We start from the raw sequence: 12,593 nt of genomic DNA on the forward strand, positions 1-12,593 counted from the left end.
ACAGCCAAGCCCCGGAGCGGTTTTACGGTCCGGGGCCATAAGCAGGCCGGATGGAGGAATCAGGCTACGGCTTCGGGAGCCGGAAGGAATCGGCTACCACCTGCTGGGCGGCAGGCTTGCGGGCATCAGCCGGGCTGTCGAACACGATGAGCACCTGGTTGCCGTCGAGCACGGCCATGCCCTCGGCCCGGTCTTTACCGGCGGCAGACCCATGCCCGTGGGGCACGTCGAAGTAGCGGTGAATTTTATCGGGCCCGATCAGGCTGTCCTCGGCCTGGTTCAGGGCATTGGGCCAGCAGAACACGGCAATGGTGCCGTCGAGGTCCATGGTGGGGCCGGCCAGCAGGTAAAGGTCGTCGCCGGCCAGGCGCAGCTCGCGCAGGCCCATGCCGCCCAGGTCCAGGAAGTGCTTTTTGTAGTAGTGCTGCTCGCCCCCGATTTTGCCCAGGCGCAGGCGGCCGTGCTTATCGAGCTCGGGCAGCAGCTCCAGCACCAGGGCCCAGCCACGCAGCACGGGGCCGCGCAGGCCCACAAACAGGCGGCCATCGGGTGTGGCGGCCAGCCCCTCGATATCGAAGCCGTTGTCTTTGCCGGGCAGGGCCATAAAGGGCTTTAGGTGCGGGTCCTTAACCAGCAGGTCCATCAGCTCGTTGGAGTCGTCGTCGCCGTGGAGCTGGGCAGCCTGCAGCGTCACGTCGGCTTTGGTGGGGTGGGCAGCGGTTTTGTGCAGTTCAAAGTCGCCGGTTTTCTCGTTCAGCAGCAGCGGAATGCGGGCCAGCAGGTAGCGGTTCGGGTCGCTTTCCACCTTCGCCAGCTTGGCAATCTGCTTGGCCACGTTTTCGTGGTCGGGGTCGGGCTGCTTGCGCTTGAGGCTGTGCGAGCCAATCAGCCATAGGTAATGGTCGGTGGAGGCTAGCCCTTCGATATCGATTTCACTTTCCGCGTCAGCGGGCAGGTCGAGCAGCTCCGTCAGCTGATACGAGGTGTGCTGGCCGTATTCCCGCAGGCCGGTCAGGCGCAGGCGCTCCACGCTGGTGCGCTCGTCGCAGCTCAGCCACAGGTTTTCACCGGTGCAGAGCACGGTGGACAGGCCGTCGCGCACGTGTTTGCCGGCCGCGTTGAGGCTGAGCTTGGAGTTGAAATGCAGCGTGTAGGATTGGGGGCGCATAAGCTGGATCGGGACGAAGGGTAGAAACCGTAACGGCCCCGCCCGGGGCAGGGTTGGGCCGTTGGCAAGGTAAGACAGGCTTCGGAAAATTTGCCGGCTACTCTTTCTTTTCCCCGTCGGCGGGCGGCCCCAGCACCTTCACCTTGTCGGCTTTCGCCAGGCCCGAGGTTATTTCCACGTTGATGCCGTCGGAGAGGCCGGTCTTGACCAGGCGCTTCTGGAATTGCTGGGGCGCGGTTTCGACCTCCACAAATACGCTGTCCTTGTTCACCTTGCCGAACTGCAGCAGACTTTCGCGGATGGCCAGCACTTGGTTGCGCCGGCCCAGCACGATGTCGCCGTTGGCCGAGTAGTTGGCGCGCAGAAACTGGCCGGGCTGGAGCCTGAGCCGGGCCCGTACCTGAAACTTGATGGCGCCTTCCTCGGCCAGGCCCTTGGGCGCAATGTATTCGAGCGTGGCCGGAAACGACTGGTTTTCCAGCGCCCCGATGGTCAGATTCAGGTCCATACCTTCACGCACCTTGCCCACTTCGCTCTCGTCGATTTTGCCCTCAAACACCAAGCTCTGCATGTCGGCAATGGCGGCTATGGTGGTGCCCTCGTTGAAGTTGTTGCGCTCCACCACCGACGAGCCCACCTTGATGGGCACATCGAGCAGCAGGCCGGTGATGGTGGAACGGACCATGTTGGAGGCGCCGCCGGTGTTGCGGGAAGCCCCGCGCTGGGCAATCTGCAGGTCATTTTCGGCCGCGTTCAGGGCCTGCTTCCTGGCCCGCACGTCGGCCAGCAGGCGGTTGAATTCCTGGGCGGCAATAACCTTCTGGTCGAACAGCGGGCGTTGGCGGTCCAGCTCCATCTGGCTGGTTTCCAGGGCCACGCGGGCGGCCTGGATGCTGTTTTGGGCGTTGTTCACGTTGCCCGCGTTGGCCACGGTGCGGATGCGGGCCAGCAGCTGGCCTTGCTTTACCGGCTGCCCGGCTTCCACAAACAGCTCCTCCACAATACCCGACACCTGGGGCTTGATCTGCACCTCGCGCCGGGGCACGATGCTGCCCGTGGCCACCGTCTTCTTCACGATGTCCGTCACGAAGGGCGTTTCGGTTTTGTAGGTGATGGGGTCGGTGTGGGCCTGTTTCCAGAAATAGCGGGCCAGCCAGCCGAAGCCGGCGAGCAGTGACAAGAGCAGCAGGCCGAGAAAGATTCGTTTCATAGTAATGCGGGGTGGTTTGGGCGGCTGATAGGGCACGTGGTAGGCCTGCCCCGGACGAGCCATGACCTGCACGGGCTCCACGTCGATGGCTTCTTCAGGTAGGGCTTGGTGGTTCATAGCCGGCCCCTTGCGGGGATTAAGGTGAGAGAAAACAGTCGGATTATTCATCTTTCAGCGCTACCACGGGCTGCACCTGCGCGGCCTTCATGGCCGGCACCAGGCCGGCCACGGCGCCGGCCACGACCAGCAGCGCCACCGCCGTGGCGGCCACGCCGATGTCGACCTGCGGATTAGCGAAAAAGCCCACGTTCTGGCCCGCAATCAGGGCGTTGATGCCCGCCATCAGGGCCGTGCCGAACAGCAGCCCCAGCAGGCCCGCGGCGGCCGTGATGACGATGCTTTCCTGCACAATCAGGCTTACGATGCTCCAGGGCGTGGCTCCCAGCGCCTTGCGAATCCCGATTTCCTTGGTGCGCTCCTTCACCACGATGAGCATGATGTTGCTCACCCCGATGATGCCGGCCAGGATGGTGCCGATGCTGACCAGCCAGCTGAACCCCGAAATGCCGGTAAACAGCCCCTGTACCCGCGCGTACTCCTCCTCCACGTTGGCCGAGCCGAAGGCCCGCTCGTCGGTGGGTGCCACCTTATGCTGCCGGGCCAGCACCTGCTTGACCTTGGTTTCGACCAGGGCCGCCGGTACGCCGGTCTTCGGCAGGAAGGCGAAGTAGCCCACCTGGTTGACCTGGTTGAAGGTAACCTGCAGGGCCGTGAGCGGAATAATGATGGTCTGAGCCCGCTCCTGGGCATTTTCGGGCTTGCCTTCGCCCTTGAACAGGCCCACCACCCGGAAGAAGATGCCCTTGATGCGGATTTGCTGGCCCATCGGGTTTGCCGCGCCGAACAGCACCTCCGCCACCCGGTCGCCGATGACGGCCACCTTGCGCCGGTCCCGGATGTCGATGTTATTGATAAACCGCCCGCTGGTCAGGTGCAGCGCCTCCACCGCGGGGTAGCCCGGGTACTCGCCATTGACGGAGAAAGACGAGCTTTTGGTGCCGTACTGCACCGTGAAGGTGCCGTCGAGGGAGCTGCGGGGCAGAATAACGGCGGCCTCGGGCACTTCGCGCTCCAGCGTGGCCACGTCGTCGTTGGTCAGCTGAATGAAGCGGCCCACCTTCAGGCCGGCGTAGGGCACGCTGGTGCGCTGGGTCCAGACGAACACCGCGTTTTTGGCCACGTTGAACTCGCCTTCCACCCCGTTGCGGAAGCCCTTGCCCGCGCCCAGCAGTACCACCAGCATAAAGATGCCCCAGAACACGCCAAACGCGGTGAGCCCCGTGCGCAGCTTATGCCGCCGCACCGTGGCCCAGATTTCGCTCCATTTATCGAGGTCGAACATTGCGGTAGCACGAAGTTTCACTTCGCGGGTCATTGAACAGAATTAGAACAATTAGGTAAAGAGGGGCCGACGGCGCGGGGGCTTTGCGAAGTAGAACTTCGCGCTACTCCGCCCTCAAGGCCTCGATGGGTTTCACATTGGCCGCCTTCATGGCCGGAATCAGCCCGGCCACGGCCCCCGACACGACCAGCAGCGCCGTGGCACTCAGTGCCACGCCCAGGTTCACCTCCGGGTGGTCGAAGTAGGAAGTGGTGCCGCCGGCTTTTTCCAGGGCGTAGCGCACCGCATCCAGCAGGGCCACGCCCGCCAGCAGCCCCAAGTAGCCCGACAGGCTGGTAATGACCACCGACTCCTGCACGATCATGCTGATGATGCTCCAGGGCGTGGCCCCCAGCGCCTTGCGCACCCCGATTTCGCGGGTGCGCTCCTGCACGATGATGAGCATGATGTTGCTGACGCCCACCACCCCGGCCACCAGCGTGAGCACCCCAATCACGCTCACAAACAGCTTGATACCGCTGAACAGGCCCTCGAAGCGCTGCACTTCCTCCTCGTTGTTGTCCATTTCCAGCGCCTGCTTGTCGGCCGGGTCGAACTGGTGGCGGCGCGCCAGCAGCTCCCGCACCTGGCTCTCCAGCTGCTTTACCGGCGTGCCTTTGGTGCTGCTCATGCCGATGCGCTGCACCTGGTTGTACTGGTTGAACACCGTTTGAAAGGTGCTGAAAGGCACGAAGGCGCGCTCCTCGTTGCGGCCGTTGTTCTGGGTGTTGGTGAAGGTGCCCACCACTTTGAAGAACACGCCTTTCACCTGCACGAACTTGCCCAGGCCGCTGCTGTCGCCGAACAGCACCTTGCGCACCTTCTCGCCCAGCAGCATCACCTTGCGCTGCTCCATGCCGTCGAGCGGGTTGAGCAGGCGGCCCGAAGCCAGCTTCTCGCCGTTGAGCTGGAAAAACTCGGCGTTGGCCCCGAACACCTGGTAGGAGCCGTTTTTGGGGCCATTCATGATAGTATACTCGCCAAACAGCCGGTTGCGCGAGGCCAGCAGCTCCACGCCATCCACGTGGCGGCGGATGGCCTCCAGGTCGTCGTTGGTGAACTTGATTTCGCGGCCCGGCTTGAGCCCCTGCCAGGGCAGGGACGTTTTGCCGGCACTCACGAACAGGCTGTTCATGGCCCCGCCGCCAAACTCCTTCCAGATTCCGTTTTCCATGCCCTTGCCCGCGCCCAGCAGCAGCACCAGCATGAAGATGCCCCAGAACACCCCGAAGGCCGTCAGAAACGTGCGCAGCTTGTTGCGCTGCATCGTTCCCAGAATCTCCTGCCACTTATCGAGGTTGAACATGAGGCTGTAGTAGTACTTGATATTTGGATAACCAATCCGGGCTTCGCCGCGGAGCAGCTTAGCGGCCGCAGCTCTGGCGCAGCTTTTCCAGGCGGCGCACCACGTCTTTTACCGTGGCTTCATTGGTAGTGTACAGCGCCAGGTCGAAGCTCATGCTGCTGCCTTTGCGGCTCTTTTTGATCTTGATCTGGTAGTGCTTCTGGCCGTCGTCATCGGTGTCGGGCGCGTAGGTCAGCGAGGTCACGTCGGCCCACTCGAAGGCCAGCTTCATTTCAAACACGCCGTCGTCCATCTTCACGGCCCAGCCCGAGCTGCCGCTGTTGTAGCTCACGGCCAGGGGCTTGCTGGTCTGCACGTCGGCGTCCCGGTCGCGAATGACCTGCTCGGCGTGGCAGCCGCTGAGCTTCAGGTACACGTCCTGCCTGGGCTTGTGCGGGTTGTGCATCAGCTGGGCCAGCTGCTTGGCCAGGGCCTGGGTTTCGGCGGCCGATACCTGGGCGGAAGCGGCCGGCCCGAAGCAAAAGCCGGCCAGCAGGGTGAGCACAAACAAGGTCGTTTTCATAGCCGAAGGAACAGGAGTGAAAAGGTATGGGGAGGCCCGGAGGCATTTACTCATTTACAATCAGCCCGTCGCGCACCCGGATCATGCGCTGGGTCTGGGCGGCAATGTCGTTTTCGTGGGTCACGATGACCACCGTCATGCCCTGCTGGTGCACCTGCTTGAAGATGTCCATCACCTCCTGGGTGGTCTGGGTGTCGAGGGCGCCGGTGGGCTCGTCGGCCAGAATCAGCTTGGGCTGGCTGATCAGGGCCCGGGCAATGGCCACGCGCTGCTTCTGCCCGCCGCTCAGCTCACCGGGCAGGTGCTCGGCCCGGTCGGCCAGCCCTACCCGGTCGAGGTATTCCAGGGCCAGCCGGTTGCGCTCCCGCCGGCTTACTTTCTGGTAGTACAGGGGCAGGGCCACGTTTTCGAGGGCGCTTTTGAAGCTCAGCAGGTTGAACGACTGAAACACGAAGCCCAGAAACTGATTGCGGTACTGCGCCGCCCGGGTTTGCGACAGGTTGCGGTCGATGCGGGTGCCGGCCAGGGTGTAGTCGCCCTGATCGAAGTCGTCGAGGATGCCCAGAATGTTGAGCAGCGTGCTTTTGCCCGACCCCGACGAGCCCATGATGCTCACCAGCTCCCCCTGCCGGATGTGCAGGTCAATACCCTTCAGCACTTCCAGCCGGTTGGTCCCCACCTCGTAGCTTTTACGAATGTTTTGCAGCTGAATCATACTCGGCAGTGGCTTGATGCGCTTAAATGTTTCACCTGGTAGTATGCAATGCAAACATACCATTGCACTTATATTAACAACCCGGCAGGAGCAGTTTTTCAGGGCACGAACCACGCCGGCAGCAACAGGCGAATAGATGCGGGCGGCTTGTAAAGGGTTGCCTGCCCACCGTAAAGTGCGCCAAATGACGCACCTCGGCTTTCGGGCCGGCCCGGTCAACCCACCCGGCCGGCGGTGGTCGCCCTGGCCGGTAGCCAAGCCGGCCGGCCCCGATCTGCGGCCGGCGCTTCTCTGTTCTCCGCTATGCTCTCCTTCTTTCGCTCCGTGGTGTTGCTCCCCGCACAAGCCCGCTACCGGGCGCTGGGCCGGCTGACGGCGGTGCTGGTCGTGTGCAGCTTCAGCTTTTTTGTGAATGCGGCGGCCCCCGACATCAGCCAGCTTCCGGCGCGCTGGCGCCACCGGGTACGGCTGGCAGTAGTCGACAGCTTCTATCCGGAATCGGAGGGCAAAGGGGGCCGCTGGTTTCTTGCGGTGCCGCAGCCCCGCTAGGCCGGCGTCCACGGATTAGTTGGCGGCGCGCTTGGCCTGCATCTGGGCCTGCATAGCCCGCTTCTTGGTCTGGTACTGCTTGTACTGGGTAGCGGTGAGCACCGTGCGCAGGTCGCTTTCGGCCGAGGTATTGATTCTGCGCAGCTCCGCGGTCAGGGCGGTTTTATCGGTACCGAAGCGCTGGCGGGCCCCGTTTACCTGTTCCACGGTGCTACGCAGAATAGTCCGCACCCTGGTCTGCTGCTCCGGGTTCAGCGCCAGCTCATCGGTCATCACGTCGGTCAGGTCGCGGGCGGCGGCTTTGGGCACGGGCGGGGCCGTCGGGGCCACCGTTACGGCTTTAGCCTCCGGAATAATCACCTTATTGCGCCGGGCGCAGCCGAACATGAGGGTACCGAACAAAGCCAGAAGAAGCAGCGGACGAGCAGAAAGCATAGAGCGCAAAAGTTGAGAGTGCGCCCTGATTACGGCAAACGCCCCCGGTACGGCTACTTTATCGGCGGCAAAGGCCACAAAACGGGCGCAAAGCGCGGCTGGGCCTACAACGTCAGCTCCACCGCCCGGCCCGCCACCGCGGCCGACGTGCTGCTGGCTTTCAGCTGCTGGGCAGTGTAGTGGGCCAGGGCCATGATGGTCAGCATCGGGTTTACGCCGCTGCACGCCGGAAACGCCGAGGCGTCGGCCACAAACAGGTTCTTGACTTCGTAGGTTTCCCCGTTGGGGCCCACCGGGTGGGTGGCCGCGTCGCCGCCCATGCGGCAGGTGCTCATCTGGTGGGCGCTGTAGAGGCTGAACTGATTGGGCTTCCAGCCCAGATGGGGCAGCTGATCCAGCACTGCCGGGTTCTGCAGCTGGCCGTCTTGGGCGTAGAGCGTGGGCAGCGTGCCGTGGGGCAGATACACTTCGGTAGCCCCCGCGGCGGCGTGAATTTCGGCGGCGGCCCGCACGCCCTGTAGCATGCTGGCGCGGTCGAAGTCACTGAGCTGGTAGTCGATGAGGGGCGCGCCGTGCTTGTCGATGCTGACCCGGCCGCCGTCCCGGTCCCGGGTCAGCACGATAAAGCTGCCCAGGTTGGCGGCCCGCTGCATCATCTGCTTGTGCTGCTCGCCGCTGAGCCACGGCAGCACCATGGCCATCAAGCCCGTGTGCGCGGGCGGCGTTTCAATCTTGGCGCCGAAGTTGGTGCCGTTGAGCATCGTGAAACAGTCGTTTACCACCGACATGCTTGGGCCGTGCCAGGGGTCCATCCGGTGCGGGTACAGGGCCGAAACCACCACCGTGGGGTGCAGGTGCAGGTGCAGGCCCAGGTGCGGATGCCGCAGCCCGCTGCGCAGCAGCAGCGCCGGCGACTGAATGGCGCCCCCGGCCACCACTACGCGCCGGGCCCGCACCGTCACGCGTACTTGCTGCCCGGCGGCGGTGGTATGCACGGCTTCGGCCCCGGTGGCGTGCCCGGCCTGAATCGTGACGCGCTCCACGTGGGTGTCGGCCAGAATCCGGGCGCCGTGCTCAAAGGCCCGCAGCAGGTAGGTATTCAGCGTGCCCTGCTTGATGCCGTACCGGTCGCCGAGGGTGCTGTAGCCCAGGCCCTGAAAGTGCGGCTCAGCGTCGGTGAGGCCTTTTTCGTTGCGGGGAATGAGCTTTACCTCCTGCCCCAGCCTCGTCGAGCCGTCCCACAGCGCCTGGTTCTGGCCGTTGTGCCGCGGGTAGTCAATATTCACGCTCAGGGCCCGGGATACGGTGTCGAGGCTCTTTTTAAACTCCAGAGAGGCAAAGTGGGGCACCTGATGCTCCCGGGCCCATTCCTGCAGCACGTAGTCGGGGGTGCGGAAGGCCCCGGCCCAGTTCACGGTGGTGCCCCCGCCCAGGCAGCTGCCGGCCAGGATGCCCACGCCCCCATCCTGCGTGCTCAGCGCGCCCTTAGTGTCGTAGAGCTTGCCCAGCATGTCTACTTCCCGCTGGGTGAAGTCGCAGCCGTGGCAGTAGGGGCCTTTTTCCAGCACCAGCACGCTTTGCCCGGCCGCGGCCAGCTCCCCGGCAATAACGCCCCCACCGGCCCCGCTGCCAATGACCAGCACGTCGCAGTCGTAGGTCACGTCGGCGGTCGGCTGCAGGGTGCGGATGGGCTTGGGCGAGTCGACCACGTCGGCGGGCCGCGGGCCGGGGTAGCCGATGGATTCCCAAGCGGCGTTGGTCTGATCGGCGCCGGAATTGCCGTAGTACAGAAACACGAGCAGCTTGCGCAGGGCGTTGAAGCCTTTGCGCAGCTGGGGCAGGTTGCTCTGAGCCCAGCTGCGCAGCAGCTGCTCCCGCTGCTCCGCCCCGAGCCGGTGAAACGGCTTCAGCGGCCCCAGCCAAGTGAGGCCCAGCATGGGGCTGTCGAGCAACCCCAGCAGCTTCTGAAACTCCCGCTGGGCGCCCTGGGGCTGCCCCGCAATTACTTCAAAGACCAGCTCCACGTTCATGCCCTCCGAGCCGGTGCGGCGCCAGAATTCGGCGTGGTCGGCCTTGCCCTCGAAGCCGGGGATAAACGTATCGGCCAGGGCACGGAGGGTAGTGCGGTGAGCGTCGGTGGGAGTCATACTATGCTGATTCAGACGGATTTTGCGCCTGCTCCGGATCAGAAGCCTACGCTTCCGAAAATATCGGGATTTTTCCGCAGATAGTCGGCATGCAGCTTAGTTTTTCAGTTGGTCACAGCCCCGTAAAAGTATCCGCCGGCGCGCAGCTCACGCTTGAGCCGCAGGGCGGGAGCTAAGGGCTACCTTCCGGCGGGCAGCAACCACCAGAATGAGACGGAGCTAAAACCACTTCATCACCAGCTCAATCATGCGCTTCACGGCCGGCGTGTAGGGCGGGTAGAGCAGCTTGACGGAGGTTTTGCCGATGCGCTGCTGCAGCACACCCTTCAGGTTGGAAAACGCGTCGAAGCCGTAGCGGCCGTGACAGCGGCCCATGCCGCTGTTGCCCAGTCCGCCGAAAGGCAGCTCCGGGTGCATCAGATGGACTATCGTGTCGTTGATGGCGGCGCCGCCCGAGGGCGCATGCTGCAGAATATAGCGGCGGTTTTCGGCGCTGCGCGAAAACAGGTACAGCGCCAGCGGCCGGGCCCGGCCGTTGACGAAGGCCACGGCTTCGGGCAGGGTGCGGTACGTACGCATGGGCAGGATGGGGCCGAATATTTCCTCCTGCCACAGCCCGGCATCGGCGGGCACGCCGTCGATGAGGGTAGGCTCGATAAAGCACTCCGAGGAATCGACGATGCCCCCCATTTCCAGGGTACCGCCGCGGCGCTGTCCTTCCTCCAGCAGCCGGCTCAGGCGCTGGAAGTGACGGCTGTTGACGATGCGGGCAAACGAGTCGGACTGCTGCACGCCCTCCCCCTTCGGGTCGTGGAGGCGGCGGGTGGCACTGCGGATTTCCCGCACCAGCTCGTCGCGCACCTGCTCCTGCACCAGCAGGTAGTCGGGAGCCACGCAGGTCTGCCCGGCGTTCAGGCACTTGCCCCACACGATTTTCTCGGCTGCGTCGCGCAGGTTGGCGGTTTCATCCACCACCACCGGCGACTTGCCCCCCAGCTCCAGCGTGACGGAGGTAAGGTGCTCGGCGGCGGCGCGCATCACCACTTTGCCCACCTCGGGGCTGCCGGTAAAGAAAATATGGTCGAAGGGCAGCGTGAGCAGAGCCGTGGACACTTCTTTGTCGCCTTCGCAGACGACTACCTCGCTGGCGTCGAAGGTTTCCTCCACCAGCTGCCGCAGCAGGCGACTGGTAGCGGGCGTCATTTCCGAGGGCTTCAGAATGCAGCAGTTGCCGGCCGCCAGGGCCGAAATCAGCGGATCGATGGCCAGGTAAAACGGGTAGTTCCAGGGGGCAATGATGAGCACCACGCCCTTGGGCTCGGGCTGCACCCAGCCCCGGGCGCCCAGCAACGACAGCGGCGTGGGCACACGGCGCCGGCTGGTCCACTTTTTCAGGTGCTGCAGGGTGTGCTTGAGCTCAATCTGGGAAGTATAGATTTCCGACAGGTCGACCTCGGCGGCAGGCTTGCGAAAGTCGGCGTACAGCGCCTGCTGAATGCGGGCTTGGTGGGTAGCCAGCCAGGAGGCCAGCTTTTGCAGGCGGGCGGCCCGCGGCTCCCAGCCTTCCTGCCGCAGCGCTTCACTGCGCGTCTTCAGCCGGTCGAAGGTGGCTTGCAGCGTTGGGGCGGTTACCGGAGCCGCGGGGGCCGAAGGGGAAGGAGACATAGCGTGGGGCATGGTGGCTGGGAAGAGCAGGCTCTCAAGTTCGGGAAGGAGCAGAGGAAAACCAAATCATATGATTTAACTGATAAATTATTTAATTATGTAAATAATCAATATGTTTGATATATCACCGGGTCCGGGTTGCTGGCCGGGATGGGTACGGTTTCCAACAAATCTGGCCGGGCTTCGGCATTAGCATATGGGTATCATTCGGCTGTTGCTGGCTATTGCGGTGGTCATTGCGCACTCAACTTCCATTTTCGGCTTTCGCATGGTGGAGGGGGCCATTGCCGTGCAGGCCTTTTACATCATCTCGGGCTTTTACATGGCGCTAGTGCTCAACGAGAAATACGTGGGACAGGCCCATTCTTACCGGCTGTTTATCACCAACCGGCTGCTGCGCCTCTACCCCATCTACTGGGTGGTGCTGGCCCTGAGCGTGCTCGGCAGCGTGGGCGGCTACTGGCTGACGGGCAACCCGTTTAAGCTCTCGGCCTACTTCGACGCGCTGCCCTACATCCAGCCGGGTGCCCTGGCCTACCTCGTGCTGACCAACCTGGTGGTGGTAGGGCAGGACGCGGTATTTTTTCTGGGCCTGAATCCGCAGACCGGCGGGCTGTTTTTTGCGCCCGACTTTCACGCCACCAAGCCGCCGGTGTACATGTTCATGTTTTTGCCCCAGGCCTGGACGCTGGGCGTGGAAATCCTGTTTTATCTGGTGGCGCCGTTTCTGGTGCGCCGCCGCGTGAGCGTGCTGGTGCTGCTGGCCCTGGGCAGCCTGGCCATCCGGCTGGGCCTGCACCAGCTGGGGCTGTCCAACGACCCGTGGAGCTACCGGTTTTTCCCGTCCGAAATCCTGTTTTTCCTGGTGGGCGCCATCTGCTACCGGGCCTATCTGGTGCTGAAAACCCGGCCGGTAGACTGGCGCGTGTACCAGGCCATGCTGGGCGCGGCCCTGCTGGTGCTGCTCAGCTACCACTGGCTGCCCACCGATCTGCCCAAGCGGGTGCTGTACTACCTGTTTTTTGCCCTGTCGGTACCCTTCCTGTTTATCCTGACCAAGAAAAGCCGCCTCGACTACCGCCTCGGCGAGCTGTCGTACCCGGTCTACATCTCCCACATGTTCACGGGCTCCGTCGTGAAGCTGGTCCTGGATAAGGCCCACGTGCCCGAAGCTTGGTTCGGGCTGGTGCTGGTGGTCGTCACGGTGCTGTTTTCGCTGGTGCTGGTGCGCTTTATTGCCGAGCCCGTGGAGCGCTACCGGCAGCGGCGGGTTCGCCGGTTCCAACAGCCCGAACCGACTCCGGAAGCCCACTTGGGTCCTACTGTAATGGTCTTGCCGGCCTGAGCCGAACCCATCGATAGCACATGAGTACCCAGCCTGACTTACCCCACACC

The 12,593-nt window shown here is 63.7% G+C and carries 11 protein-coding genes; 2 read left to right on the forward strand and 9 right to left on the reverse strand.

Annotated elements, in window-relative coordinates:
• Positions 1–64: 64 nt before the first annotated feature.
• From ABD842_RS01085 to ABD842_RS01110, 6 genes are all read right to left on the reverse strand, one after another.
• A complete protein-coding gene (locus ABD842_RS01085; RefSeq protein WP_345108807.1) occupies positions 65–1,168 on the reverse strand; it encodes a DUF3616 domain-containing protein in 1,104 nt (367 codons plus the stop codon).
• Positions 1,169–1,265: 97 nt separating this feature from the next.
• Positions 1,266–2,495 (reverse strand): efflux RND transporter periplasmic adaptor subunit, encoded by a 1,230-nt coding sequence (locus tag ABD842_RS01090; RefSeq protein ID WP_345108810.1) that lies wholly within the window; start codon positions 2,493–2,495, stop codon positions 1,266–1,268.
• Positions 2,496–2,538: 43 nt separating this feature from the next.
• Complete coding sequence (locus ABD842_RS01095; protein WP_345108813.1) at positions 2,539–3,813, reverse strand: ABC transporter permease; 1,275 nt, start codon at positions 3,811–3,813, stop codon at positions 2,539–2,541.
• Between the two features lie 70 nt (positions 3,814–3,883).
• Positions 3,884–5,125: an ABC transporter permease gene (locus tag ABD842_RS01100; RefSeq protein WP_345108815.1), complete on the reverse strand. Its 1,242-nt coding sequence runs from the start codon at positions 5,123–5,125 to the stop codon at positions 3,884–3,886.
• A 58-nt stretch (positions 5,126–5,183) separates the two neighbouring features.
• Positions 5,184–5,687, reverse strand: coding sequence for a DUF2059 domain-containing protein (locus tag ABD842_RS01105; RefSeq protein WP_345108818.1), 504 nt, complete (start codon positions 5,685–5,687; stop codon positions 5,184–5,186).
• Positions 5,688–5,733: 46 nt separating this feature from the next.
• Positions 5,734–6,402 carry an ABC transporter ATP-binding protein gene (locus ABD842_RS01110; RefSeq protein WP_345108820.1) on the reverse strand — a complete coding sequence of 223 codons (669 nt, stop codon included), beginning with the start codon at positions 6,400–6,402 and terminating at the stop codon, positions 5,734–5,736.
• 303 nt (positions 6,403–6,705) lie between these two features.
• On the opposite strand from ABD842_RS01110, the gene ABD842_RS01115 reads away from it, so the two are divergent.
• The gene (locus tag ABD842_RS01115; protein WP_345108823.1) at positions 6,706–6,951 is read left to right on the forward strand and encodes a hypothetical protein; all 246 of its coding nucleotides are present in this window, start codon (positions 6,706–6,708) and stop codon (positions 6,949–6,951) included.
• 15 nt (positions 6,952–6,966) lie between these two features.
• On the opposite strand, the gene ABD842_RS01120 is transcribed toward ABD842_RS01115, so the two are convergent.
• The 3 genes from ABD842_RS01120 to ABD842_RS01130 all read right to left on the reverse strand — a co-directional run bounded on the left by ABD842_RS01120 (position 6,967) and on the right by ABD842_RS01130 (position 11,198).
• The gene (locus ABD842_RS01120) at positions 6,967–7,386 is read right to left on the reverse strand and encodes a hypothetical protein (RefSeq protein ID WP_345108825.1); all 420 of its coding nucleotides are present in this window, start codon (positions 7,384–7,386) and stop codon (positions 6,967–6,969) included.
• Between the two features lie 104 nt (positions 7,387–7,490).
• On the reverse strand, positions 7,491–9,533 hold the full coding sequence (locus tag ABD842_RS01125; protein ID WP_345108828.1) for an FAD-dependent oxidoreductase: 2,043 nt from the start codon (positions 9,531–9,533) through the stop codon (positions 7,491–7,493).
• Between the two features lie 219 nt (positions 9,534–9,752).
• Positions 9,753–11,198 (reverse strand): aldehyde dehydrogenase family protein, encoded by a 1,446-nt coding sequence (locus ABD842_RS01130; protein ID WP_345108831.1) that lies wholly within the window; start codon positions 11,196–11,198, stop codon positions 9,753–9,755.
• Between the two features lie 196 nt (positions 11,199–11,394).
• Between ABD842_RS01130 and ABD842_RS01135 the strand changes: the two genes are divergently transcribed.
• Entirely contained in the window at positions 11,395–12,543 is a 1,149-nt protein-coding gene (locus ABD842_RS01135) for an acyltransferase family protein (RefSeq protein ID WP_345108834.1), read from the forward strand.
• The last annotated feature ends 50 nt before the right edge of the window (positions 12,544–12,593 follow it).

It is taken from the genome of Hymenobacter algoricola (assembly GCF_039539525.1).
GTDB classification, from domain to species: domain Bacteria; phylum Bacteroidota; class Bacteroidia; order Cytophagales; family Hymenobacteraceae; genus Hymenobacter; species Hymenobacter algoricola.

What these genes read in the sequence shown, in the direction of transcription:
- ABD842_RS01090 (WP_345108810.1), bottom strand. Translation starts at nt 2,495, where the DNA reads ATGAACCACCAAGCCCTACCTGAAGAAGCCATCGACGTGGAGCCCGTG.
- ABD842_RS01110 (WP_345108820.1), bottom strand. Translation starts at nt 6,402, where the DNA reads ATGATTCAGCTGCAAAACATTCGTAAAAGCTACGAGGTGGGGACCAAC.
- ABD842_RS01125 (WP_345108828.1), bottom strand. Translation starts at nt 9,533, where the DNA reads ATGACTCCCACCGACGCTCACCGCACTACCCTCCGTGCCCTGGCCGAT.
- ABD842_RS01120 (WP_345108825.1), bottom strand. Translation starts at nt 7,386, where the DNA reads ATGCTTTCTGCTCGTCCGCTGCTTCTTCTGGCTTTGTTCGGTACCCTC.
- ABD842_RS01115 (WP_345108823.1), top strand. Translation starts at nt 6,706, where the DNA reads ATGCTCTCCTTCTTTCGCTCCGTGGTGTTGCTCCCCGCACAAGCCCGC.
- ABD842_RS01130 (WP_345108831.1), bottom strand. Translation starts at nt 11,198, where the DNA reads ATGTCTCCTTCCCCTTCGGCCCCCGCGGCTCCGGTAACCGCCCCAACG.
- ABD842_RS01100 (WP_345108815.1), bottom strand. Translation starts at nt 5,125, where the DNA reads ATGTTCAACCTCGATAAGTGGCAGGAGATTCTGGGAACGATGCAGCGC.
- ABD842_RS01135 (WP_345108834.1), top strand. Translation starts at nt 11,395, where the DNA reads ATGGGTATCATTCGGCTGTTGCTGGCTATTGCGGTGGTCATTGCGCAC.
- ABD842_RS01095 (WP_345108813.1), bottom strand. Translation starts at nt 3,813, where the DNA reads ATGACCCGCGAAGTGAAACTTCGTGCTACCGCAATGTTCGACCTCGAT.
- ABD842_RS01085 (WP_345108807.1), bottom strand. Translation starts at nt 1,168, where the DNA reads ATGCGCCCCCAATCCTACACGCTGCATTTCAACTCCAAGCTCAGCCTC.
- ABD842_RS01105 (WP_345108818.1), bottom strand. Translation starts at nt 5,687, where the DNA reads ATGAAAACGACCTTGTTTGTGCTCACCCTGCTGGCCGGCTTTTGCTTC.